General features: G+C 60.6%; 19 protein-coding genes. 6 read left to right on the forward strand and 13 right to left on the reverse strand.

The features are described from left to right. Positions 1 to 35 precede the first annotated feature (35 nt). A complete protein-coding gene (locus KGB20_RS18230) occupies positions 36 to 344 on the forward strand; it encodes a PsiF family protein (protein ID WP_150813587.1) in 309 nt (102 codons plus the stop codon). Positions 345 to 593: 249 nt separating this feature from the next. After that, the gene (locus KGB20_RS18235; protein ID WP_056725372.1) at positions 594 to 1,607 is read left to right on the forward strand and encodes an AI-2E family transporter; all 1,014 of its coding nucleotides are present in this window, start codon (positions 594 to 596) and stop codon (positions 1,605 to 1,607) included. A 136-nt stretch (positions 1,608 to 1,743) separates the two neighbouring features. On the opposite strand, the gene KGB20_RS18240 is transcribed toward KGB20_RS18235, so the two are convergent. Further along, positions 1,744 to 3,018, reverse strand: coding sequence for an Hsp70 family protein (locus KGB20_RS18240; protein WP_008001051.1), 1,275 nt, complete (start codon positions 3,016 to 3,018; stop codon positions 1,744 to 1,746). 298 nt (positions 3,019 to 3,316) lie between these two features. Between KGB20_RS18240 and KGB20_RS18245 the strand changes: the two genes are divergently transcribed. Next, positions 3,317 to 4,264 (forward strand): DnaJ C-terminal domain-containing protein, encoded by a 948-nt coding sequence (locus tag KGB20_RS18245; protein ID WP_150813586.1) that lies wholly within the window; start codon positions 3,317 to 3,319, stop codon positions 4,262 to 4,264. Positions 4,265 to 4,291: 27 nt separating this feature from the next. Further along, positions 4,292 to 4,597 (forward strand): chaperone modulator CbpM, encoded by a 306-nt coding sequence (locus KGB20_RS18250; protein WP_154861105.1) that lies wholly within the window; start codon positions 4,292 to 4,294, stop codon positions 4,595 to 4,597. Positions 4,598 to 4,778: 181 nt separating this feature from the next. Here KGB20_RS18250 and KGB20_RS18255 read toward each other — a convergent pair whose 3' ends face one another. After that, the gene (locus tag KGB20_RS18255; protein WP_150813585.1) at positions 4,779 to 5,906 is read right to left on the reverse strand and encodes a sensor histidine kinase; all 1,128 of its coding nucleotides are present in this window, start codon (positions 5,904 to 5,906) and stop codon (positions 4,779 to 4,781) included. Positions 5,907 to 6,154: 248 nt separating this feature from the next. Here KGB20_RS18255 and KGB20_RS18260 point away from each other — a divergent pair, with 248 nt between their 5' ends. Next, a complete protein-coding gene (locus KGB20_RS18260; protein WP_154910366.1) occupies positions 6,155 to 11,413 on the forward strand; it encodes an NEL-type E3 ubiquitin ligase domain-containing protein in 5,259 nt (1,752 codons plus the stop codon). A gap of 66 nt (positions 11,414 to 11,479) precedes the next feature. Here the strand turns inward: KGB20_RS18260 and ureC are convergent, their stop codons facing one another. The 11 genes from ureC to urtA all read right to left on the reverse strand — a co-directional run bounded on the left by ureC (position 11,480) and on the right by urtA (position 21,878). Next, positions 11,480 to 13,180 (reverse strand): urease subunit alpha, encoded by a 1,701-nt coding sequence (ureC, locus tag KGB20_RS18265; protein WP_150813583.1) that lies wholly within the window; start codon positions 13,178 to 13,180, stop codon positions 11,480 to 11,482. 141 nt (positions 13,181 to 13,321) lie between these two features. Then, positions 13,322 to 13,627 (reverse strand): urease subunit beta, encoded by a 306-nt coding sequence (locus KGB20_RS18270; RefSeq protein ID WP_150813582.1) that lies wholly within the window; start codon positions 13,625 to 13,627, stop codon positions 13,322 to 13,324. Then, the gene (locus KGB20_RS18275; RefSeq protein ID WP_150813581.1) at positions 13,627 to 14,160 is read right to left on the reverse strand and encodes a GNAT family N-acetyltransferase; all 534 of its coding nucleotides are present in this window, start codon (positions 14,158 to 14,160) and stop codon (positions 13,627 to 13,629) included. Before KGB20_RS18275 ends, KGB20_RS18270 begins: the two co-directional genes overlap by 1 nt. Before the next feature lie 6 nt (positions 14,161 to 14,166). After that, positions 14,167 to 14,700, reverse strand: a complete 534-nt coding sequence (locus tag KGB20_RS18280) for a GNAT family N-acetyltransferase (RefSeq protein ID WP_150813580.1) — start codon at positions 14,698 to 14,700, stop codon at positions 14,167 to 14,169. 9 nt (positions 14,701 to 14,709) lie between these two features. Then, the gene (locus tag KGB20_RS18285) at positions 14,710 to 15,012 is read right to left on the reverse strand and encodes an urease subunit gamma (protein WP_057712192.1); all 303 of its coding nucleotides are present in this window, start codon (positions 15,010 to 15,012) and stop codon (positions 14,710 to 14,712) included. 157 nt (positions 15,013 to 15,169) lie between these two features. Then, on the reverse strand, positions 15,170 to 16,009 hold the full coding sequence (locus tag KGB20_RS18290) for an urease accessory protein UreD (RefSeq protein WP_154910368.1): 840 nt from the start codon (positions 16,007 to 16,009) through the stop codon (positions 15,170 to 15,172). Between the two features lie 161 nt (positions 16,010 to 16,170). Further along, on the reverse strand, positions 16,171 to 16,869 hold the full coding sequence (gene urtE / locus KGB20_RS18295) for an urea ABC transporter ATP-binding subunit UrtE (RefSeq protein ID WP_154861099.1): 699 nt from the start codon (positions 16,867 to 16,869) through the stop codon (positions 16,171 to 16,173). Positions 16,870 to 17,003: 134 nt separating this feature from the next. Beyond that, positions 17,004 to 17,873, reverse strand: a complete 870-nt coding sequence (urtD, locus tag KGB20_RS18300; RefSeq protein ID WP_150813578.1) for an urea ABC transporter ATP-binding protein UrtD — start codon at positions 17,871 to 17,873, stop codon at positions 17,004 to 17,006. After that, positions 17,870 to 18,949 (reverse strand): urea ABC transporter permease subunit UrtC, encoded by a 1,080-nt coding sequence (urtC, locus tag KGB20_RS18305; RefSeq protein ID WP_150813577.1) that lies wholly within the window; start codon positions 18,947 to 18,949, stop codon positions 17,870 to 17,872. The genes urtD and urtC overlap by 4 nt, the downstream gene beginning before the upstream one ends. Next, the gene (gene urtB, locus KGB20_RS18310; protein ID WP_154910370.1) at positions 18,949 to 20,451 is read right to left on the reverse strand and encodes an urea ABC transporter permease subunit UrtB; all 1,503 of its coding nucleotides are present in this window, start codon (positions 20,449 to 20,451) and stop codon (positions 18,949 to 18,951) included. Before urtB ends, urtC begins: the two co-directional genes overlap by 1 nt. A 161-nt stretch (positions 20,452 to 20,612) precedes the next feature. Beyond that, positions 20,613 to 21,878, reverse strand: a complete 1,266-nt coding sequence (gene urtA / locus KGB20_RS18315; protein ID WP_154910371.1) for an urea ABC transporter substrate-binding protein — start codon at positions 21,876 to 21,878, stop codon at positions 20,613 to 20,615. A 279-nt stretch (positions 21,879 to 22,157) separates the two neighbouring features. Between urtA and KGB20_RS18320 the strand changes: the two genes are divergently transcribed. Next, on the forward strand, positions 22,158 to 25,520 hold the full coding sequence (locus KGB20_RS18320) for a hypothetical protein (protein ID WP_154910372.1): 3,363 nt from the start codon (positions 22,158 to 22,160) through the stop codon (positions 25,518 to 25,520). The last annotated feature ends 8 nt before the right edge of the window (positions 25,521 to 25,528 follow it).

Below are 25,528 nucleotides of genomic sequence, written 5' to 3' on the forward strand. Positions count from 1 at the left end.
CGCATCTCTCGATGCGGCGACACGGAGAAAACTCCATGAAGATAATGCGTGCCCCTTTGTTGATGATCGGTTTGCTGCTCTGTTCCCAAAGCTTCGCCGCCACAGACCAACAGAACAAGATGACCACCTGCAACGCCGAGGCGACTGCAAAAACCCTCAAGGGCGATGAGCGCAAAGCCTTCATGAGCAATTGCCTCAAGGCCACCCCGGCGGCCAACGGTGCCAGCAAAGCCTTGACCCCGCAGCAAGAGAAAATGAAAACCTGCAATGCCGATGCGGCCACCAAAGCCTTGAAGGGTGATGAGCGCAAGGCGTTCATGAGTGATTGCCTGAAGAAGAAATAAGATCGACTCAAGGACAGTGGTGGCTGAGCTGGCCCCATCGCGAGCAGGCTCGCTCCCACATTTGTCCGGTGTACTCAGTTCCACTGTGGGAGCGAGCCTGCTCCGGGCGGCGCTCCGACAATGGGGCCGCAGAAGGTGCTGCAAGAAATCCTGAACCACCACTAAGGTCGCCCCACACAATCCCTAGTGCTCGCACCGGATCGCTGGCAGACTGCCAATCCTTTTTACGCCGTTCGTTTTTGAGGCTGTATGCCAACGTTTTCTCAGCGTCAAGTCTTGCTGGTCATCAGCTGGGTCATCATTTTTGGCGGACTGCTGCTGGTCCTGCCGCTGCGTTTGCTGCCCAGCCTGCTCGCCGGGTTGCTCGTGTTCGAACTGGTCAACATGCTCACCCCGCAACTGCAACGGCTGATCGAAGGCCGGCGTGCGCGCTGGCTGGCGGTGGCGTTGCTGGGGACTCTGATTGTCAGCGTGCTGTCGCTGATCTTTGCCGGTGCCTTCAGCTTCCTGCTGCACGAGGCGGAAAACCCCGGCGCGTCCCTCGACAAATTCATGGGAGTGGTCGACCGCGCGCGTGGGCAATTGCCGCCGTTCATCGACGCCTATCTGCCGGCCAGTGCCGCGGAGTTCCGCGTGGCGATTGGCGAATGGGTCAGCAAACACCTCAGTGATTTGCAACTGGTGGGCAAGGACGCGGCGCACATGTTCGTGACCTTGCTGATCGGCATGGTGCTGGGGGCGATCATTGCCTTGCAGCGCGTGCCGGACCTGACCAAGCGCAAACCGCTGGCCGCGGCGTTGTTCGAACGTCTGCACCTGCTGGTCCAGGCGTTTCGCAACATCGTGTTCGCCCAGATCAAGATTTCCTTGCTCAATACCGTCTTCACCGGGATTTTCCTGGCGGTGATCTTGCCGATGTTCGGTATCAAGCTGCCGCTGACCAAAACCCTGATCGTGCTGACGTTCCTGCTCGGCCTGCTGCCGGTGATCGGCAACCTGATGTCGAACACCCTGATCACCATCGTCGGTTTGTCGTTGTCGATCTGGGTCGCTGTGGCGGCGCTGGGTTACCTGATTGTTATCCACAAGCTCGAATACTTCCTCAACGCGCGCATCGTCGGCGGGCAGATCAGTGCCAAGTCGTGGGAGTTGCTGCTGGCGATGCTGGTGTTCGAGGCCGCGTTCGGCCTGCCGGGGGTGGTGGCGGGGCCGATTTACTACGCGTATCTCAAGAGTGAGTTGAAGCAGGTGGGGATGGTTTGATCCGCTGGATCTTTGTTGACTGAGCTGGCCCCATCGCGAGCAAGCCCGCTCCCACATTCAACCGAGTTCCTCCAGATGGAATACGGTCAAATGTGGGAGCGGGCTTGCTCGCGAAGGGCGCACCAAAGATTTTGGATCAGTCCATCGAACCGTAGCGTTTTGCAGCCTCGATCGCCAGACCGCTACCGATACTGCCAAAGATGTTCCCTTCCACATGCCGCGCCTTCGGCAACATCGCCGAAACACTGTTGCGCAGCGCTGGAATCCCGCTCGAGCCACCGGTGAAAAACACCGTATCGACCTGATCGACCCGCACATCGGCGTCTGCCAGCAGTTGGGTGACGCTGTTGCGCACCCGCTCCAGCAGGCTGTCGATGGCTGACTCGAACAGCGCACGGCTGAGGTCCACGCTCAAGCCCGCTTCAATGCGATCCAGCGGCACGTGGCGATTGTCGGCGTGGGTCAGCTGGATCTTGGTTTCTTCCACTTCCATGGCCAGCCAGTGTCCGGCGCGCTGTTCGATCAACTTGAACAGGCGATCGATGCCGCCGGTGTCCTCGATGTCATAGCGCATGCTGCCCAGGGCCAGTTGCGATTTCTGCGAGTACACCGAGTTGATGGTGTGCCAGGTCGCCAGGTTCATGTGGTGACTGGTCGGCATGTAGGCGCCGCTCTTCATGCGGCTGCCGTAGCCGAACAGCGGCATCAGGCCTTGCAGGCTGAGCTGTTTGTCGAAGTCGGTTCCGCCGATGTGCACACCGCCGGTGGCGAGGATGTCCTCGTGGCGGTTATCCACACCCCGACGTTCCGGCGACAGGCGCACCAGTGAGAAGTCGGAGGTACCACCGCCGATGTCGACGATCAGTACCAGCTCTTCTTTCTCGATGGTTGACTCATAGTCGAACGCGGCGGCAATCGGCTCGTACTGGAACGAGACTTCCTTGAAGCCGATCTTGCGCGCCACGTCTACCAGGGTGTCTTCGGCTTCCTTGTCGGCCATCGGGTCATCGTCGACAAAAAACACCGGGCGGCCCAGTACAACTTCTTCGAACTCCCGACCAGCGGACGCTTCGGCACGGCTCTTGAGCTGGCCGATGAACAGCCCGAGCAGGTCCTTGAACGGCATCGCCGTGCCCAGGACGCTGGTGTCGTGCTTGATCAGCTTGGAACCCAGCAGGCTCTTGAGCGAGCGCATCAGGCGGCCTTCGTAGCCTTCCAGGTACTCGTGCAGCGCCAGCCGGCCGTACACCGGGCGACGTTCTTCGATGTTGAAGAAGACCACCGACGGCAGGGTGATCTTGTCGTCCTCCAGCGCGATCAGCGTTTCCACGCCGGGGCGCAGCCAGCCGACAGTGGAGTTGGACGTGCCAAAGTCGATACCCAAGGCACGGGCTGGAGATGCGTTGTTCATGTCTTTCAGGTTCCGGTTAAAAAACGGCCGCGCAGTGTATGCCAGAGCGCGCCAGATTCGAAGGCCGGTTATCTGCTAATTCTTCGCAGACAATGCCTTGAAAGATGAGGCATCCCCCCCAAACTACCCTGCATCAACCGGACAGCCGCGGGAGTGCTCGCAAGAAGCCCCGCCTGCTGCCGATAAACTTCTGCTGCGCCGCCCGGTCACAAACTTGAGATCGGTCAAACCAATGGCTGCAAACAAGCGCATGCTGTGGCCTGCGGCGCGATTCTGATAACGGATGGTGATTCCCTCGATGGACTTCAAAGACTATTACAAGATTCTCGGTGTGGAGCCGACCGCAGACGACAAGGCGATCAAGGCCGCCTATCGCAAGCTGGCGCGCAAATACCACCCCGACGTCAGCAAGGAAAAGGATGCCGAGTCCAGGTTCAAGGATGCCTCGGAAGCCTATGAAGCGCTGAAAAGCGCCGACAAACGTGCCGAATATGATGACTTGCGGCGCTATGGCCAGCACGGCCAACCGTTCCAGGGACCTCCGGGCTGGCAGAGCCGTGGTGGCTTCGGTGGCGGTGGCCAGGACACGGGCGATTTTTCGGACTTCTTCAGTTCGATCTTCGGTAACCGTGGGCCAGGTTTTGGTGGTGGTGGACAGTCGCGTCGCAGCACCGGACGTCGAGGGCAGGACGTGGAAATGGAGCTTGGGGTTTTTCTCGAAGAAACGCTGTCGACCGAGTCGAAGAAGGTGACCTTCCAGGTACCTCAGTACAACGCGGCCGGCCAGCATGTGAGCAACACCAGCAAAAGCCTGAACGTGAAGATTCCGGCCGGTGTGAGCGACGGCGAGCGCATTCGCCTCAAGGGGCAGGGCGCTCCGGGCGTGGGCGGCGGGGCCAATGGCGACCTGTACCTGACGATCCGTTTTGCACCGCACCCGAAGTTTGACGTCGAAGGCGAGAACCTGATCATCACCTTGCCACTGGCACCGTGGGAGCTGGCGCTGGGCGCTGAAGTCGCCGTGCCGACCCTCACCGGCAAGATCAACCTCAAGGTCCCGGCCGGCAGCCAGAACGGCCAGCGCATGCGCGCCAAGGGCCATGGCCTGATGAACAAGGCCGGTGAGCGCGGTTACCTGTTCGTGCAGTTGAAGGCCGTGATGCCGAAGAAATCCGACGAGGACATCAAGGCCCTGTGGCAGGAGCTGGCGAAAAAAGCCGCTTTCGACCCGCGAGAGCATTTCTGATCCCTTGGAACCGAGGAGTCACTGACTATGAGCAGTCCCCTGATCGTTCAACTGGACATGGCCGAATTCTGTGAGGCGACCGAGTTGTCGGACGTCTACGTGATCGAAATCGTCGAGCACGGCATCCTCGAACCTCAGGGCAGCGTGCCCAAGGACTGGCTCTTCACCGATTACGAACTGACCCTGGCCAAACGCGCCGCCAAGCTGCGGCGCGATCTGGACCTGGAATGGGAAGGGGTGGCCCTGGCGTTGGATCTGCTTGAAGAAGTCCAGCAGTTGCGGGCCGAGAACCGCATGCTCAAGCAGCGATTGGGGCGGTTGGTGGTGGAATGATTTCCAACAAGCACAAACACTGATTTTGTGGCGAGGGGGCTTGTCGGACCGCCGCACCGCCCCGTTGGGTTGCGAAGCAGCCCCAAAAGCCACTCACAGCCAATCGCCTGACACACAACATTCGCCGATTCTGCGACCGCTTCGCGCTCGAACGGGGGCAAGCCCCCTCGTCACAAAAGCATCAGACCTTTCTGGGCAACACCACGGTAAACGTCGTGCCATCAATCTCGCCGGAGCTGACTTCAATCGTCCCCTCATGGGCGTCGACCACTTCCTTGACGATAAACAACCCCAACCCAAGGCTGGTAGTAGGCTCGCCGAGCTCTTCACTGGCGCTGCGCACCAGCGGGTCGAAAATGGTCGGGATCGCATCGGAGGGGATCGGGGCTCCGTCGTTGTGCACTGTCAGTCGGACGCTGTCGGTCTCACCCTTGAGAGTCAACTTCACCTCGCGTTTGCTTGAACCATGCTGCAAGGCATTGCCGATCAGGTTCTGCAGCATCTGATCGAGCCGGCGCAGGTCCCAGGTGCCACGTGTGTCACCCTGTACATCCAGGGTCGGTTCGCATTCCGGTTGACCGGCACTGGCCCGGGCAATCGCTTCGCGCGCCGCTTCGGCCAGGTCCATGGGCGCCGGCTCGATCGGCAGACGCTTGCCCAGGCGGCTGCGCACCAGTTCCAGCAAGTCCCCGACCATCACCGCCAGGTGCCTGGTACTGCGCTGGATATTGACCGCGCACTTGAGCGCATCACCATCGAGCACGGCTTTGCGCAGCAGTAGTTCGGTGGACATGCTCACCGCCTGCAGGGGCGCGCGCAGGTCGTGGCCGAGGATCGCCAGAAAAATGTCCCGAGAGCGATTGACCTGCTCGGCATAAGTGGCCGTGGACTCCGCCAGGGCTTCGTCGATGGCTTCGTTGAAGCGGATCATGTCCTGGAAGTAGGCCAGGTCAGGCGATTGCAGGCTGTTGACCCACAGGCGGATGACACAGGCGCGCAAGTGACGGAACTCACTGGTCATTTGCACCAGATCAAAACCCACGGTATGGCGCAGTTCGCCGTGGCTGGCACCGGCCTCGTCGAGGCTGGGGGTTTTCTCCGGTCCTTCGCCGCGCGCCTTGGCCGCCTGTTCGGCAGGTGTCTGGGGTTTGCACATGTCCCGCGCCGAGGCCAGCAGGATCGACCGGGCATGGTCGCGCAAGGCAGCGCTGTCCATGGTTTCGGCGGCCGGGGTGATGGTTATGGCGAACTGCTCCCACTCATCGACGATGCGATCAACATGTAACACGATGAATTCGGAAAGACGCATGGCGGTTACCTGAGCATGAATCGGGGACAGCGATTCGAATAGTAGTCCCTTTGCCGGAAAAAACACGACCGCTCATGCAGCGGCATAACCGGAGGCATTTCTGGTGGTACATATCTATCGATGGCTCCTTGATTTTCGAACCTTGCGTGCCTTTTTTCAGCCTTGGCCCAACAGTAATTTGGACTTTTGTTTCAGGCGTGGGTGGATAAGTCTGTTAGCTCCAACCCAGCCATCAAGGTGAAAAAACAGTGTCTGATTTGCATGGAAGCAGCTCGCTGGAAACGCCCGCCCCAAACAACGGCGTTCATTACGATCGTGTACTCGGCGCCATACCCGACGCGATAAAAAAGGCGTCGATGTCGAGAATGAAAACCCTCGGAAAACCAAGGCCTGAGATGCCCGAGTGGTACAGCGCGGCACGGGAAGTCGACCGTCAATATCTGAAGGAGTTGATTGAAGAACAAGGACGCTTGCAAGGCGTGCTGGACAAGTCCCTGGGCGATTTGCAACACGACATCAATGCCTTCGCCACACCGCTGCTCAATGCGTCGATGCAGGCGAACTTCAAGGCCGTGGAAAACATCGACGCGCTCAGCGTGCAACTTGAAGTACCCAGTAAAATTGCCTTTGTCATTGATACCGGGGCCAGTCGCGTTCGACAGTCCACGTTGCTGGAAGCGGCGTTGCACAATTTTGAGGAAGCAGAAACTACCGAAGACGCCTGGCGCAGCAGTTCGGGTATCTATCGTAAGGATGAGCGCGGCAGCCTCGCGCTTGAGACCGCGATTCCCTTGCCCAGGTTTGCATCGATGTGCCGCAGCCTCGACATTGGCGGACAGTACCAGCGGCATATCAAATCCATCCTGCTGCCGACCACAACTGAAGCGCGACGCGCCTTGCAGGACGAGTCGGTGGCCAGTGAAAAAGCCGTTTTTCAGGTGGCGTCACTGGTCGCCCGATTGAAAGGCGATATCAGCGACCATGCCTACGGCAAACTCGGGCAGATACGCGAGAGCAAGGCCGATACCACGCTGTACGACCGGCCGCTGCATAGCCACCGATTGTCGCTGATGGGCTTTCGGTTGACGGGCATCGTGCTGTTCAGTGCCGTCAGCGATCCGTCGCAGATCAAGCAGGCGATCGATGCCTTGACCCCCGACTCAGTGAAGTTCTGGAGCGAATGGTCGCAGCGCCTCTCGATATTGCCTGGTGCGGAGTACGAGCGGTTCAAATTGCTGCAGGCGTTTTTCGCCAATGGGCCGCAGGGGCTCAACGATGAGCTTTTGCGCCGCGACGACATCTACCATCAAAGTCGTTTGTCCGGCCACGTGATCGCCTATGTACCGGATGATCCGCAACATCCGCTCAAGGAGTACCCCTCGCTGGCCGCGTTCATGAAAACCCTGATCGGTCAGCTGCGAGACACGCAGTACCAGGCGTTTTTCAGCCGGTTCGTGGCGCAAAAGGACAAGGGGCTGTTTTTCAGCCGGGTCAACGAACGTCTGAAGACGTTTACCTGGCAGCAACGCGAGCCATTGGACATGGGGCCATGGTGGCGTGAAACGGCGGTCGAGAATCCCGATGCAGAGCCCATTACCAATCAGATCACGGGCGACCTGTGGGTGACATTGTTCGTTGAGCGCCGAGACAAGGCCGTCGCCGATGCCCGACGCATCGCGGTGCCGACCGACGATGAAGACGCCAGCGCCCGCTTCAAACGCCTGACCAGTTACCTGAACATTGGCTGGAACCTGTTCAATTTCGCCGCGATGCTGGTGCCCGGTCTGGGCGAAGCGATGCTGGGCATCATGATTGCGCAGATGCTCGCCGAAGTGGCCGAAGGCATCGAAGACTGGAGCAAAGGCGACAAGGAAGAGGCCTCTGCCTACTTCAATGGTGTGCTGATCAACTTTGCGCAGTTGGCGCTGATGGGCGCCGGTCACGGGTTACCAGGCGGTCAGTTGACGCCGATCAAGGTTTCGCCCTTTGTCGAAGGGCTCAAGCCAGTGGAAGTCGCCGGCAAGCAGCGGTTGTGGAATCCGGACCTGACGCCGTATCAACAATCGGTCACCTTGCCCAAGGATGGCGTCGTCGGTGAAAAAGGCTTGTACCGGCACCAGGATCAGGACCTGCTGCGCCTCGACGACAAATGCTACGAAGTCAAACAGGACCCGAACACTGGCGAGCATCGCCTGCAACACCCTTCGCGAGCCGATGCCTATCAGCCCTTGCTGGAGCACAACGGTGCCGGCCTGTGGAAAACCGAACTCGATCAACCGCTGGAATGGGATCGGCGTCAATTGCTCAAGCGTCTGGGCGCTTCGGTGGATGGATTCACCGATGAAACACTGGAGCAGATCCTGACCGTCAGTGGCGTTCACGAAAATGCATTGCGCCGGCTGCATGTGGAGCACGAAACCCCGCCCGCGCTGCTGACCGATACCCTCAAGCGCTTCAAGGCGTACGTCGACGCCGAAGCTTGCGCAGAACAGATCCTGGCCGACCGGGTCGGCCAGGAATGGGCCGATCTTGCCGTGCGCTTCATGACTGAGTTGCCGGGCTGGCCCGAGGGCAAGGCCATCGAAGTGTTCCAGGGGCCGGGCCTGTCGGGGGCGGCGATCAAGGAGGGCTATGCCGACGCGGTGCCCACCGATACCTTGCAGATGACCTGGCAGGATCTACTCGCCGGTGCGCTGCCTGCACGTGTGGTCGGGTTTCTGGATGAACAGGCCCTTCGCGAGATGCTGGGGCAGTGGTTTTCCGGAGACAAAACGGCGCGCACCAAGGCCTTGCGCGATCGCCTGGCCGAGCAGGCGCGGGGCAGCAAAAGGCGTTTGTTCGACAAGTTGTACGAGCGTCGGGAGCGTGCAGACGATCCCCGTGTGAGCTTGCTCCAGGGGCACGAGTCGTCGCTTTCCACCAGCGTGGCGCAAGCGCTTGTGGAGCAAGCACACCCTTCGGACCTGCAACATTGGGCCGAGAAACAGCGCGTGCCCTTGAGGTTGTCCCAACAGGCCTGGGAAGCGGCGCACCAGCTGCGAGTGGCGCGAGCGTATGAAGGCCTGTACCTCGGCGAGCTGCACAACACCGACACCGAGCGCCTGGAGCTGCGCTCTCTGGCAGCCCTGTCGGGCTGGCCCTCGGATCTGCGTCTGGAAATTCGCGAACGTTCTTTTTCAGGGACGTTGCACGACAGCATCGGCCCGGACGACGCGCCGACCCGAAAAGTGTTGATCCGCAGTGAAAATGGCCGATATGAAGCGCGGGACGCAGGCGATCAACACCTGCACGGCGCGGACAATCTATATGCCGCCGTGCTGCACGCATTGCCCGACACCGAGCGCGCCGCCCTGGGTTTTGAAATCCATGACGCGGCAGGCCTTGAGCAGGCGGTAAAGAAAAAGCCACTGGACCGAGCTGTGCTCGAGCCGATCCTGCGCGACAACCCCTTGCTCAAACCGTCCTACGACCCGAGCGTCATGCGCTTGCGCGGCGGTATGCCGGGTTATGCGCAACAGGTCCCGCGCGGCATGGGCTTGCGGCGACGGGCTCGCGCACTGTATCCGGGTTTTACCTCGGAGGAGGTCGAGACGCTGCTGGCGGACTTCGGTCAGGGCGAAGGTGCGGCGCATGAAGGACTGGCGGTGCTTGAGGCCGAGTTCAACCAGTTGAACCACGCCATGCAACGCTGGATGAACTCGCCGACCGAGTCCTTTCGTTTAAGCCCGGCGGGCGTGGCGCAGTGGCATGCGCGAAACAACATCTACAAAGCGCTCAGGCAATGCTGGCAGCGCACCGGGCCGGAGGGCATCGAGGCTTCCGGCATCGTGCGGCCCCAAGCGTTGAAACTGGACAACATTCCCAAGTTGAGCCAGCTGCTGGAAACCTTGCCGAGGCTGGAGGCCAAGTTCGATCATGTCACCGGCCTGAGCTTGCGCGGTGGGCAGTTGCGCTCCGGACACATGTCGTTTCTCGACTCGTTCCATCAGGTGCGCTACCTCAATCTGCAAGACAATCTGCTGACGGCCGTTCCGCAAGCGGTGGGGGACATGCGTCATCTCACCCACCTGTTTCTTGACGGCAATAAAATTGAACTGGATGCAGTGGCGGTAGATCGCCTGAAGAATCTGACGCGCATGACGTCCCTGCGCTTGAGTGGTAACCCCCTGAAGCTCATTCCGAACATCAGCCGAATGCCGCATTTACAGGTGCTTTTGTTGCGCGAAACAGGGCTGGACAGCTGGCCTGTCGGGCTGTTTTCGCAGTCGCGACCGCGCGCTATCTATCTTGATCTGAGCGCTAACCCGATCAACCGGATACCCGACGTCGCGCCCGGTTCATTTCGCGCAGAGTTGCTGGCGCGCACCGTGATCAGCCGGGATCCGCGTTGGATTTCGCCGGAAAATCTCGACATCCTGAAGTCTTACATCGAGTCGGTCGGCATGGACCCGGAGCGTCCTTATCCGCCCCTTGGCGTACTCGACAGTTCAGACTGGGCGACGGGCATGTCTGAGCGGCAATGGCAGGCAAAACAGGAAGTCTGGAACGCGGTCGAGGATGAATTCGATTCAGTGCCGTTCTTCAACGAAATCCGCAGGCTCACCCAATCCGCCGACTTCAAGGCCGGCGGCACCTATCAGGCAGAGCTTACGGCCAAGGTCTGGCGCATGCTTGAGGCCATGGCCAGCGACACTGAACTGCGCATCAAGTTGTTCAACGAAGCCGCAACCCCCACCGAATGCGTGGATGGCGGGACGCAACTGTTCAATGCCATGGGCGTGCAAGTGATGGTTCACGAGGCCTACGCCCTCGTGCGCGTGGATCTGGTCGAGACGCAATTGCTTGAGCTGGCCCTGGGTAAATCCCGGCTCGATGAACTCGGCGCCATCGCCCGTCACCGGGTGTCTGAGCGATTGGCGAAGGGAGAACAGTTCCGTCGGGCCGGTGCCGATGGCGAAGTAACCGGCACTATCGATGAAGTGGAAGTGCACTTGGCCTACATGACCGATCTGGCGCAGCGCCTGGATTTGCCGTGGCAGGCACGGGGCATGCAGTTTCGCAGCATCGCCGAGGTCAGCAAAGAGATGATCGAGGCAGCGCTCCAGCGGATCAAGGCGCTGGAGGAGGGTGATCTGCTGATCGACCGGGTCTTTGAGCAACCGCTCTGGAAGTCCTGGCTGGAATCGACTTACAGCGAGGAATTGAATGGCTTGAAACGCCGGATCGACGCCACCACCGATTTGCAGGATGCGTTGCAGCGCAGGGCCGAAGGTACGCGGCTCACCACCGAGGAAAAGGCTGCAGTGGAGTTGGAAATCAAGGGGCTGTGCAGCGAATTGGACAAACCTGAAACTGACTTTGCGGATGGTCGGCTGATGACTGAAGAGGCGTATGGTCAAGCCATGGATGACATCGACCGACAGATCACGCAGCAGCTGAAAAACCTGACCCGAGAAGCGATGACGCGGGCCAGGCTGGACCGGCTGCGGGTTGGGGCCGATCAATAATCACGGAAAAAACAAAGGCCTCGACACCCTGGGTGCGAGGCCTTTGTGTGTGGTGCAACAAACGGCTCAGAACAGGAAATAACGCTGGGCCATCGGCAAGGTTTGCGCTGGCTCACACCATAGCAACACACCGTCGGCCTTGACCTGATAGGTCTGCGAATCGACGTCGATGTTCGGCAGGTAGTCGTTGTGGATCAGGTCGGTTTTCTGCACGTCGCGACAGCCTTTGACCACCGCGATTTTCTTTTTCAAACCCAGGGCTTCGGGCAAGCCTGCATCCTGCGCCGCCTGGCTGATGAAGGTCAGGCTGGTGGCGTGCAGCGAACCTCCGTAGCTGGCGAACATCGGGCGGTAGTGCACCGGTTGTGGCGTCGGGATCGAGGCATTGGCGTCGCCCATCAGGCTGGCCGCGATGGCACCACCCTTGAGAATCAGCGTCGGTTTCACGCCAAAAAACGCCGGGCGCCAGAGCACCAGGTCTGCCCATTTACCCACTTCGACCGAGCCCACTTCATGGCTGATGCCGTGGGTGATCGCCGGGTTGATGGTGTACTTGGCGATATAGCGTTTGGCGCGGAAGTTGTCGTTGCCTGCACCATCGCCGGGTAGCGGCCCGCGTTGTTTTTTCATCTTGTCGGCAGTCTGCCAGGTGCGGGTGATGACTTCGCCGACCCGCCCCATGGCCTGGCTGTCGGAGCTGATCATCGAGAACGCGCCGAGGTCATGGAGGATGTCTTCGGCGGCAATCGTCTCGCGGCGGATTCGGCTTTCGGCGAAGGCCACGTCTTCGGCAATGCTTGGGTCGAGGTGGTGGCAGACCATCAGCATGTCCAGGTGTTCATCAATGGTGTTGCGGGTGAACGGCCGTGTCGGGTTGGTGGAGCTGGGTAGCACATTGGCAAAGCCGCAGGCCTTGATGATGTCCGGCGCGTGACCGCCACCGGCACCTTCGGTGTGATAGGTGTGAATGGTGCGGCCCTTGAAGGCGGCGAGGGTGGCTTCGACGAAACCGGACTCGTTGAGGGTGTCGGTGTGGATCGCCACCTGCACGTCGAACCGGTCGGCGACGCTCAGGCAGTTGTCGATACTCGCCGGCGTGGTGCCCCAGTCCTCATGCAACTTGAGGCCGATGGCACCGGCCTTGACCTGTTCGATTAACGGCTCGGGCAGGCTGGCGTTGCCTTTGCCGGTGAGGCCGATGTTCATCGGGAAGGCATCGGCGGCCTGGAGCATGCGCGCCAGGTGCCACGGCCCGGAGGTGCATGTGGTCGCATTGGTGCCGGTGGCCGGTCCGGTGCCGCCACCGATCATGGTGGTGACGCCGCTCATCAATGCCTCTTCGATCTGCTGCGGGCAGATGAAGTGGATGTGGGTGTCGATACCGCCGGCGGTGAGGATCATGCCTTCGCCAGCGATGACTTCGGTGCTGGCGCCAATGGCGATGGTCACGTTCGGTTGCACGTCCGGATTGCCCGCCTTGCCGATGCCGGCGACCCGTCCGTCCTTGAGGCCGACGTCAGCTTTGACGATGCCCCAGTGATCGATGATCAGTGCGTTGGTAATCACCGTGTCGACCACTTCGGCGGCGAGCAGCTGGCTTTGGCCCTGGCCGTCGCGGATGACTTTGCCGCCGCCAAATTTCACTTCTTCGCCGTAAGTGGTGAAGTCCTGTTCCACTTCGATCCACAGCTCGGTGTCGGCCAGGCGCACCTTGTCGCCGACGGTGGGACCGAACATGTCGGCGTAGGCTTGACGGGAAATCTTCATTCGTTCGCCCTGGAATTCAATTTAGTTTGAGACTGTTCGCTTCGCTCACAGATTCGCGAGCAAGCCCGCTCCCACATTCGATCGCGTTCCCCTGTGGGAGCGGGCTTGCTCGCGAAGGCGTCAGTGGGGACATCGCATTACTTAGAGGTCACCCATGATGTGCCCGGCAAACCCAAACACCCGACGATGCCCGGCCAGGTCCACCAACTCCACCTCGCGGCTCTGCCCCGGTTCGAAGCGCACGGCGGTGCCGGCGGGGATGTTCAGGCGCATGCCGCGGCTGGCGGCGCGGTCGAAGTTCAGGGCGTCATTGGTTTCGAAAAAGTGGTAATGCGAACCGACCTGGATCGGCCGGTCACCGCTGTTGGCCACCGCCAGGCTGATCGTGCGGCGGCCGACGTTAAGTTCGATGTCGCCGGACTGGATCTGGTATTCACCGGGAATCATCAATGGGCTCCTTGGAGAATCTTGTAATAGAGGGCGGTCGGCTTGTAGCGGCCGCTTGGGTCGCAGGCGTAGTCGGGGATTTCACCGGCGCGGGTATAGCCCAGCGATTGGTAGAAGTCCTCGGCGGGCGAACCGGCTTCGGTGTCGAGGTAAAGCATGCCGCGTTTTTGCTGCAGGGCAGCCGCTTCCAGAGCGCTCATCAGTTGCTGGCCCAGACCGCGACGCCGCGCATGTTCGCGCACCAGCAGCTTCTGCACTTCGGCGCGGTTCAGGCCGTTGGCTTTCTGGCACAGACTCAGTTGCACGCTGGCCTGTACCTGCTCGTCCTTGACCACCACCCACAGCAGCACACTGCCTTTGTTCAGGTTGTCCTGGACTTCATCGAACCAGGCGTGGGCCTGGGCCGCATCAAGGTCAGCCATGAAGCCGACACTGGCGCCATAGCCGACGGCATCGAGCAGCAGGTCGATCAGGCCCTGGCGATAATGCGCAAAGCTTTCGACGTTGACGCGTCGCAGTTGGGCGGCGTTCATCGGGCATTACTCCTGGTTGATGCTGGGCGGCTGCGCGCCGGGGTCGAGGGTCAATTGCATGAAAGTCAGGTCCAGCCAGCGGCCGAACTTGGTGCCGACCTGCGGCATTTGCCCGGTGGTGATAAAGCCGATGCGCTCATGCAAGCGAATGGAGGCGGCGTTACCGCTTTCGATGGCGGCGACCATCACGTGCTTGCCGCAGCCTTTGGCGCGCTCGATCAGTGCTTCCATCAGTTGCGGACCGAGGCCGTTGCCGCGCTGGTCGCTGCGCACGTAGACCGAGTGCTCGACGGTGTGACGGAAACCGTCGAAAGGTCGCCAGTCGCCGAAGGAGGCGTACCCGAGCACTGTGTCGTCGGCATCGACAATCACCAGAATCGGATAAGCCTGGGATTGCCGGGCGCTGAACCAGGCCTGGCGGTTGCCGAGGTCGACCGCCTGCTCGTTCCAGATCGCCGTGGTGTTGAGTACCGCGTCGTTGTAAATGTCACGGATGGCTGGCAGGTCGGCATGCACGGCATCGCGGATGTGGTAGGTCATGGCGCGGCCTCAGGCGATGGGTTGGTGGACGGTGACCAGTTTGGTGCCGTCGGGGAACGTGGCCTCGACCTGGATTTCCGGGATCATTTCCGGGATGCCTTCCATCACTTGTTCGCGGCTCAGCAGGGTGGTGCCCAGGTGCATCAGGTCGGCCACGGTCTGGCCATCGCGGGCGCCTTCAAGCAGCGCAGCGGAAATGTAGGCCATGGCCTCCGGATAATTGAGTTTCACGCCGCGAGCCAAACGTCGCTCGGCCACCAGGCCGGCGGTGAAGATCAGCAACTTGTCTTTTTCGCGTGGGGTCAGGTCCATCGTAGACATCCATCCGGGCAGATTAAAAAGAGTGGGATCTGCTTGCACAGAACCCTGTGGGAGCGGGCTTGCTCGCGAACGCGGACCTTCATTCAACACGTATGTCGCCTGACACACCGCTTTCGCGAGCAAGCCCGCTCCCACATTGAATCGTATTTCACGTGTTCCAAATTCGTGGTGGCGCGGCCTCGCGCCCCAATAACGCCGGTCTCAACAATCGCCATAAGTCGATAAGCCAGCCTCGCGCCAACAGCGCCTCACTGGCCAGACATCGGGCAACCAGCAACCCCGGCAACTGCGTCAGATCCCCGCGCACGTCATGGCTCAGCGAGCGGCAGCGCTCCAGCAGTTCGCTATCAATTTCACCCGTCACCAGCAATGTCGCAAACACCGATTGCCCATCGAGCCCGATGGGCGAGTCCAGCAAACCGTCAGCCCCGACAATGCGCTGGCGTTCGTGCCAGAGCAACTGGCCGTCGTGGCGGATATCCAGTTGCGCCTGGAAGTGCCCAAGGTCGAAGCGTTCGCCACTGGCCGGACGGCCCAGGGCCACGACGTCCCAGTAGAACAAACGGGCATCGCCTTCAAGGTCAATCCCGGTGCTGAGTTCAGCCTGCGCCGCACTGAAAATGATCGTCTCCTGGGGCAACCATTCCAGTGTCGCACCGGCCGCCACCTTCAACTTCAGCTGCTGATGGGCGGGGCCGGCGGCGCGATACCACTTTGCCGCGCCGGGGCTGGTGATTTGTGCCCAGGCATCACGCTCGACGCTGGCCGAAATGTCCAGTCGATCACCGCTGGCAATCCCGCCGGGCGGGTGGACGATGATGTGCTGGCAGACTTCAGGCCCTTCGGCGTAAAGGTGCTTTTGCACCCGCAACGGACCTTTGTGACGGCGCTGGACCGGGCGGGTGGTGTTGTCGAACCGGGCGTAGCCCAGTTCCAGTTCGGCATGCCAACTGGGGGTAAACAAAACGCCGGATGCAGGAAGAGTCATGGTCAGTGCTTATCGAGAGGTCCTCAGGAGGGTTGCAAAGGCTGTGCCGCAGGGCATCACTGGAAGGAGAGCACCGTTGAACGTCGCCGCGCACCAGTTGGGGGCGCGGCGTGGAAGATGGTGCGACAAAATGGTGCTTTGAGCCCGCTGTGGACAGAAGCTCAGATCGTGACCAGCCCGCGCACCCCTTCAGCTTCCATATTCTCGCCGCGACCCTGTTGCACGATTTCGCCCCGGGACATCACCAGGTATTGATCGGCCAGCTCGGCGGCGAAGTCGTAGAACTGCTCAACCAGCAGAATGGCCATGTCGCCACGGGCTGCGAGTTTCTTGATCACCGCGCCGATCTCCTTGATCACCGACGGTTGGATGCCTTCGGTGGGCTCATCGAGGATCAGCAGGCGAGGGCGGCTGACCAGTGCACGACCGATCGCCAGTTGTTGTTGCTGGCCACCGGACAAGTCGCCGCCCCGGCGCTGCTTCATTTGCAGCAGCACCGGGAACAGCTCGTAGATGAACGCCGGCACTTCCTTCGCTTCGCTGCCGGGGAAGCGCGACAGGCCCATCAGCAGGTTCTCTTCCACGGTGAGGCGGCCGAAGATCTCCCGGCCCTGTGGCACGTAGGCGATACCGGCATGCACTCGCTGGTGCGGCTTGAACGTGGTGATTGGCTTGCCTTCCCAATTGACCGCGCCTTCTTTGGCCGGCAGCAGGCCCATCAGGCATTTGAGCAGCGTGGTCTTGCCCACACCGTTGCGCCCGAGCAGGCAGGTGACTTCACCGACCTTCACGTCAAACGTCAGGCCGCGCAGGATGTGGCTCCCGCCGTAGTACTGGTGCAGCTTTTCGACTTGCAGCATTTCCAGACTCTCCTCAGATCCCTTGTGGGAGCGAGCTTGCTCGCGATGGCGTCGGCACACTCAACATTGTTGTTGACTGATACACCGCTATCGCGAGCAAGCTCGCTCCCACAGTTGGATAGGTGTTTGCAAGTTTAGCGACCGAGGTACACCTCGATCACCCGCTCGTTGTCCTGCACCTGCTCCAGCGACCCTTCGGCCAGCACGCTGCCCTGATGCAACACCGTGACGTGGTCGGCAATCGATCCGACGAAGCCCATGTCATGTTCCACCACCATCAGCGAGTGCTTGCCGGCCAGGCTCTTGAACAGCTCGGCGGTGAATTCGGTTTCGGCGTCGGTCATGCCCGCGACCGGTTCGTCGAGCAGCAGCAATTGCGGGTCCTGCATGAGCAACATGCCGATCTCCAGGAACTGCTTCTGGCCGTGGGACAGCAAGCCGGCCGGGCGATTGACCGAGCTGGTCAGGCGAATGGTCTCGAGCACTTCGGCGATGCGGTCTTTCTGCTCGCCGCTCAAGCGCGCCCGCAGGCTGGCCCACACCGACTTGTCGGTGTTCTGCGCCAGCTCAAGGTTTTCAAACACGCTCAAGGCTTCGAACACCGTCGGCTTCTGGAACTTGCGGCCGATACCGGCCTGGGCGATCTGTACTTCGCTCATCTGTGTCAGGTCCAGAGTTTCGCCGAACCAGGCCTTGCCGTGACTGGGGCGGGTCTTGCCGGTGATCACGTCCATCAGTGTGGTCTTGCCCGCGCCGTTGGGGCCGATGATGCAGCGCAGCTCACCAACGCCGATGTACAGGTTCAGATTGTTCAGCGCGCGGAAGCCGTCGAAGCTGACGCTGATGTCTTCAAGGGTCAGGATGGTGCCGTGGCGGGTGTTCAGGCCTTTGCCGGCGCGTTGGCCGAGACCGATGGCATCGCGGCTGCTGCCGGCGTCCTTGTTGGGCTCCACAGGAAAAAACGCTGGTTCGAGCATGAATTCAGCTGTCGCAGTGACTCTCATGATTCACCTCTTTTTTTCAGCAGACCGATCACACCCTTGGGCAGGTACAGGGTCACGACGATGAACAGTGCGCCGAGGAAGAACAGCCAGTACTCGGGGAACGCTACGGTGAACCAGCTTTTCATGCCGTTGACCACACCGGCTCCGAGCAACGGACCGATCAACGTGCCGCGCCCGCCAAGGGCCACCCACACCGCTGCTTCGATAGAGTTGGTCGGCGACATCTCACTCGGGTTGATGATCCCCACTTGCGGCACGTACAGCGCACCGGCCAGGCCACACAACACCGCGCTCAATACCCAGACAAACAACTTGAACCCGCGCGGATCGTAGCCGCAGAACATCAGGCGGTTTTCTGCATCGCGCAGCGCAGTCAGTACTCGTCCGAATTTGCTTTGCGCCAGGCGCCAGCCGATAAACAGGCTCGCCACCAGCAACAGCACCGTGGCGAAAAACAGCACCGCGCGGGTGCCCGGCTCGGTGATGCCGAAGCCGAGAATCGTGCGGAAGTTGGTGAAGCCGTTGTTGCCGCCGAAGCCGGTTTCGTTGCGGAAAAACAGCAGCATCCCGGCGAAGGTCAGGGCCTGGGTCATGATCGAGAAATACACACCCTTGATCCGCGAGCGGAAGGCAAAGAAGCCGAACACCAAGGCCAGCAACCCCGGCGCCAAAACCACCAGGCACAGGGTCCAGAGGAAGCTGCTGGTACCGGTCCAGAACCACGGCATTTCGGTCCACGACAGGAACGTCATGAAGGCCGGCAAGCCATCGCCCGAGGCCTGGCGCATCAGGTACATGCCCATGGCATAGCCGCCGAGGGCGAAGAACAGGCCGTGGCCGAGGGACAGCAGGCCGGCGTAACCCCACACCAGATCGAGCGCCAGTGCGACGATGGCGTAGCAAAGAATCTTGCCCACCAGCGTCAGCGTGTAAGCGGAAACGTGCAGCGTGTTGTCCGGCGATAACAGCGACAGCAGCGGTAACGCCAGCAGCAGAACGAGGATCACCGCGCCGACGGCAATCGTGATTTTCGGGCCGGCCTTTTGTGTGGCCTTGAGCATCAGGGGCTGGTTCATCAGTCGATCACCCGTCCTTTGAGTGCGAAGAGGCCTTGCGGACGTTTCTGGATGAACAGAATGATCAGCGCGAGGATGAGGATCTTGCCGAGCACGGCACCGATCTGCGGTTCGAGAATCTTGTTGGCAACCCCTAAGCCGAATGCGGCCAGCACGCTACCGGCCAACTGGCCGACACCACCGAGCACCACCACCAGAAACGAGTCGATGATGTAGCTCTGGCCGAGGTCCGGGCCGACGTTGCCGATCTGGCTCAGAGCTACGCCGCCGAGACCGGCGATGCCCGAGCCGAGGCCGAAGGCGAGCATGTCCACGCGCCCGGTGGGCACGCCGCAACAGGCGGCCATGTTGCGGTTCTGGGTGACTGCACGCACGTTGAGACCCAGGCGTGTCTTGTTCAGCAGCAGCCACGTGAGCACCACCACGAACAGCGCAAAGGCAATGATGACGATGCGGTTGTACGGCAGCACGAGATTGGGCAGCACCTGAATCCCGCCCGACAGCCACGCGGGGTTGGCGACTTCGACGTTCTGCGCGCCGAACACCAGGCGTACCAGCTGGATCAGCATGAGGCTGATGCCCCAGGTGGCGAGCAGGGTTTCCAGCGGACGGCCGTAGAGGTGGCGAATCACCGTGCGCTCCAGCGCCATGCCGATGGCCGCGGTGACGAAAAACGCCACGGGTAGCGCGATCAGCGGATAGAACTCGATGGCCTGCGGGGCGAAACGCTGGAACATCAGTTGCACCACGTAGGTCGAGTAGGCACCGAGCATCAGCATCTCGCCGTGGGCCATGTTGATCACGCCGAGCAGGCCGAAGGTGATCGCCAGACCGAGTGCGGCGAGCAGCAGTATCGAGCCCAGCGACATACCGCTGAATGCCTGGCCGAGCATCTCGCCTACCAGCAGCTTGCGTTTGACCTGGGCGAGGCTGGTCTCGGCGGCGGTGCGTACGCTGGCGTCAGTTTCGACCCCGGGATCGAGCAGGCCTTCGAGTCGGGTACGGGCCAGTGGATCACCGGTTTCGCCGAGCAGACGCACGGCGGCGAGACGCACGGCCGGATCGGCGTCGACCAGTTGCAGATTGGCCAGGGCCAGGCTGAGGGCTGCGTGGGCGCCTTCATCTTTTTCACCAGCCAGTTGCTGGTCGAGGAATTTCAGCTGCGCGGGTTTGGCGCTTTTCTGCAATTGCTGTGCGGCGGCCAGACGAATTTTGGCGTCGGCCGCGAGCAGCTGATGACTGGCCAGGGCCGTATCGATGAGACCCCGCAGGCGGTTGTTCAGGCGCAGGGTTTTCGGTTGCCCGTCGATGGTCAACTCGCCTTGTTGCAGGGCGTTGATCAATTCGATGCGGGCCGGATCGGGCTGCGCGGCCCAGGCTTCCAGCAGCCTGGCTTGCTGCACGGGATTGGCGGCGACGAAGTCTTCGGCGTCGCCGGCATGGGTGGCCATCGGCAGTAGCAGCGCGAGGGCAAGGATGTAGCGGTAGAGGGCAGTGGGCATGTCATTGGCCTTACGCGATCAATGTGGGAGCGAGCTTGCTCGCGATAGCGGTGGTTCAGTCACAGTGATGCTGAATGTGCCGCCCTCATCGCGAGCAAGCTCGCTCCCACAGGGAATTGTGTCGGCCTCAGGCACCGTGCCTGGAACCGACACCCAGTGACTCAGTTGCTCTTCACCGCATACTCCGGCTTCTTGTCGTTACCCGGGATGAACGGGCTCCACGGCTGGGCGCGGATCGGTCCTTCGGTCTGCCACACCACGTTGAACTGACCGTCAGACTGGATCTCGCCGATCATCACCGGCTTGTGCAGGTGGTGATTGGTCTTGTCCATGGTGAGCGTGTAGCCGGACGGCGCGGCAAAGGTCTGGCCGGCCAGGGCTTCGCGGACTTTGTCGACATCGGTGGACTTGGCTTTTTCCGCCGCTTGCGCCCACATGTGGATGCCGACATAAGTGGCTTCCATCGGGTCGTTGGTCACGGCCTTGTCGGCGCCTGGCAGGTTGTGTTTCTTCGCGTAGGCCTTCCAGTCATCGACGAACTTCTTGTTCACCGGATTCTCGACCGATTCGAAGTAGTTCCACGCCGCGAGGTTGCCCACCAGTGGCTTGGTGTCGATGCCGCGCAATTCTTCTTCGCCGACCGAGAACGCCACGACCGGAACGTCGGTGGCTTTCAGGCCTTGGTTCGCCAGCTCTTTGTAGAACGGCACGTTGGAATCGCCGTTGACGGTGGAGATAACGGCTGTCTTGCCACCCGCCGAGAACTTTTTGATGTTGGCGACGATGGTCTGGTAGTCGCTGTGACCGAACGGGGTGTACACCTCTTCGATGTCCTTGTCGGCCACACCTTTGGAATGCAGGAACGAACGCAGGATCTTGTTGGTGGTGCGCGGGTAGACGTAGTCGGTGCCGAGCAGGAAGTAGCGTTTGGCGCTGCCGCCTTCTTCGCTCATCAGGTATTCAACGGCGGGGATCGCTTGCTGGTTCGGCGCGGCGCCGGTGTAGAACACGTTCGGCGACATCTCTTCGCCTTCGTATTGCACCGGGTAGAACAACAGGCCGTTGAGTTCTTCGAACACCGGCAGCACCGATTTGCGCGACACCGAGGTCCAGCAACCGAACACCACGGCGACCTTGTCCTGGGTCAGCAACTGACGCCCCTTCTCGGCGAACAGTGGCCAGTTAGACGCCGGGTCGACCACCACAGGCTCAAGCATCTTGCCGTTCACGCCGCCCTTGGCGTTGATCTCGTCGATGGTCATCAAGGCCATGTCTTTCAGCGACGTTTCGGAAATCGCCATGGTCCCGGACAACGAATGCAGAATACCGACCTTGATGGTCTCGGCGGCCTGGACAGTCCAGGTTATGCCCATCGCGGCAATGGATGCCGAGAGTGTGAAAGCCTTGATCAAACTGCGACGCTTCATTGTGCGATCTCCATGAACATTGAGTTTTTATGGTTGGCAGATGCGGACGACTGAAGGGTCTTTAGCAAGGGCTGTGCCTAAGGGTGAAAACAGTCAATTCAGAGCGATCTCCGGCGGACGAACCCTGCGCGCCGCACCATGCTCGGGCGCGCAATGCCGAGCAGGGCACGGCTGTGCGCCCAAGTGGTGCCTGGCGATATACATATGTACCACCCCGGGATTTTTGCACTGGATAACCTGAGTGCTCACTTAAGTCTGTTTTCAGGTTGGAGCACTTTCATGGATGAGAACAAAACCCCGAACAATGCCGTGCCTCAGATGAGCCGCGAATTTCTCTCGGCCGATGACGCGGCTCGGTATGCACACGAACAGATCGGCCAACGACGTGACCGCAAGTTTGTCGCGATGATTTTCAAGCGCGGCGCACAGAGATTTGTCGTCACCGAACCGGTCGAGGCCGGGGACCACTTGCTGGAAACTCAGCTGTTTGCGGTGGACGGACGAGGGCGGCCGGTCTATCCGGCCAATCATCAATTAGACAGTTGGTTCTACTCGCATCAGGCGCTGTCGACCCTCGATGCGGCGCAGATACGGCGCCTGAAGTGGTCGCGCATGGACGCGACCGTGAGCTTGCAGATGTTTAGCATTCACGAGTTGTTCCACATCGTCGCGTCAGGTGTCCCGGCCTATTTGTCCGGGGCTGAAGACAGTCTGTTGTGGTTCGAGGAAGACAGTGCAGGCTGGCAGAGCCTGTTGCAACGCCTTGGCACTCCGACTAACCCGGGGGCTCTGGCGCAGGGCCTTGAGCAGGGCAGCATCCTGCCGGTCGAATTCGTTCGGGAGGTGGCGCAGGCAGGCACATTGCGGATCGTCGTCGACAACGCGCCATGGGGATACCGGGGCAAGGTGACCGGTCAGTGGAGTCCGTTACCGACGCTTGGCGAACGGCCGGTGCCGCAACAGGTGGCCTACAGCGCAATTTTTTCCTCGGCGGATGAAGCCGCGCAGGACCGTTTCTCCCGAATGAGGGGGCAGACCGACCAGGAACAGACCTGGTTCGGCTTTATCCTCAAGCAGCAGGGCAAGGAAGAGTACGTCGCGACGGAGCTTGTCGCGGTCAATGGTGTTCGCGACAAGTTGTTTTCTCGTAGCAGTCTTTTTTCCTTGACCCACGACTTCTCGGAACTGGTCGCGCCGGAATCCTTTAAGCGCCACTCCTATTTTTATTCGCGCCAGCGTGTCACCCATACCCGTCCCAATCGTGAGTGGCTGGCCAGGCACTTCATCGTGCCCAGAGATCTGTTCGTTGCGGTGTATGACTCCCGACGACCACTCGTCGTTGAAGGGCCCGGCGTGATCCCGACCTATATCGGCACGCAGGACGGTGCACTGCTCAAGTACGTCATGCGCACGAACAGCAAGCTATTCGATAACGCTACACCGAACATGGGGCTGGATGATGTTCAGTCCAACCTGGCCAGCGGAAAACTGAGCCCCAGCGATTTTGTGAAGGTGGTGGCCAACAGTGGCGCACTGAGCGTCTTGCATACCAATGCTGTGTGGGACAGGGAAGGCCTGGTCGACACCAACTGGCGTCCCGCCCAGAATCTGGAGCGATGCCGGTTGAGCGCGGCCTTCGCGACTGCCAATGATGCGGTGTTGTCCGCGCGCTCCCAAATTCCTGCTGACACCGACAGGGTCTATGGCGGTCTGGTATTGAAGCGTTCGGACGGCTTGTTTGTCGCCACTCAACCAGTGATTGCGCTCCATGAGGATTTCGCTGTGGAGTGGATCTTCCCGGACGTAAGCATCGGCGCGGGGCTTTTTCCTGCCGGTTGTTCCATGGTTGGCCGTTACCGTTCGCGCCAGAGCCGGACTGTGCCGGTGATCCTGGAAGAAAAGCAGAGGCAACTGTACCTCAACATGCTCTCGGTCAAGGTTGTATACACCGCTTTCAAGCGAGGCGGGCGGTATCTGGACGAATACCTGTTCGGGCCGGATGGTTCGGTGATCCGTTACCGTTGCGGGACCTGGAGGCAGTTCCATGCCGATCTGGCCAACGCGCTGAACGGTTTCGGCAACCTGCCCCACGACCTGGATGCGGAGTGGATCAGGAAGCGTATCCATGAAGGGGATTTGAGCCCGGTCGACTGGATTGACTCGCTGGCAAGGAATGGCTATTTGCAGGTAGTGGTCGGCAGTCCGGCCTGGGGGCGGCCACGTATGGTCGATCGGCTCGATGTCGCTCTTGTGGAGCCCGGCACACATTCGTATGCCAAGGCGAGCAGCGAGCCGCGTTACAGTCCGATGTTTGCTCAAGAGTCCGCCGCAGCCCGGTTTGCCCATGAGCAGGCGGGCGAACGTGCGGCCCCCGGTTTCGGGTTCATATTGCACAACGAGCGCCTTGGCACCTATCACAGCACTTTGCCGGTGGCGGTGCAGGACTCGGCACTGGCATATGACCGCGTCTTTCCCGAAGGGCAATTGCCATCGGGTTACATCGTTTCAAGTGTTTATCTATGCGCCGCGCGCCAGGAGAAAGACGCAGGTGATGACGAGTTCGGGAGCTTTTTCTTCTCGCCCATGGCAGTGCATCAGGTATTGGCAAGGGCGAGGATCAGCAATGATTACAGACCGATTTATTTTTCTTGTGCCGATGGTGCTCTGTTGCAATTTGAAAAAGTCTACTACACACCAGGGGTACCACCCGACGCGGCCAGTCAGTCGGCGAGTGCCCAAAGCGCTTTTGGCTCGCTTGAACAGGCGCATGCCGACCTGCGTAATATCCGCCTGCGCACCTTCACTCTGGGCGATTACATCCAGCGCATGGTCAAGGCCGGGAGACTGGAGGTTCTGGTATCCAGTGATTGCTGGGCGAAGGGGTATGTGGCGCGATACTGGCAACCGCGTCATCCGGGCATGTCCGAGCAGGAGCTCTGGAGCTGGAAACCCGAACTGCCCATGGGGCCGATATTCCATCATCCCGACGATGCTGCCAGCTACATTCAGCGGCGCGCGGGAAGTGCCTACACGCAGGTGACCACCTACGAGAGCGCCATAGTGGCCAAACCCGATACCTATTCCTATTGCGGACTGGAGCCATTGCCGCAAACGGATGACAGCCTTGCCGGCCTCGGTCGGATCTTCCGCACGCTCACGGATCCTGATACCAGCCGCAGAAATGAAGTCCCCCGCTTTGCGCCTGGCTATAAACTGATGGCGAGCCATCAGCTCTACCTGTCGGGTGTCTCTCCTCTGGCAGCCGATGAAGAGCAGGTCTACAGCAGCTTCACTTCGCCGATGCTGATGCAGCTTCATACTCATGCCTTGAAGGCTAAAGGCTTCAACATCAGTGCGTACTACTACTCGACGCCCCATGGTGCGCTGATCAAGTACGTACCCGAAAATACACAGGCAGAAAAGCAGTTGCTGCTGACCCGCCAGATCGATTTCGTCGACGGTCGGTGGGTAACGAAATTGTCGATGGCAGACTTCATTTCGAAACTGGCTGAAACCGGCGAGTTGCGGGTATTGCAGGCGGCCCATTTCTGGAATCGCACGGGGCGGTTGGGTCAAGACTGGAAGGTCGTTCGACTCCAGTCGCCACTGGCACCGGTCAGGTTTCAGCGCGACGAGTTGTAACTGCGCAC

Source organism: Pseudomonas sp. BF-R-30 (assembly GCF_019956175.1).
Taxonomy (GTDB): Bacteria; Pseudomonadota; Gammaproteobacteria; order Pseudomonadales; family Pseudomonadaceae; genus Aquipseudomonas; species Aquipseudomonas jessenii.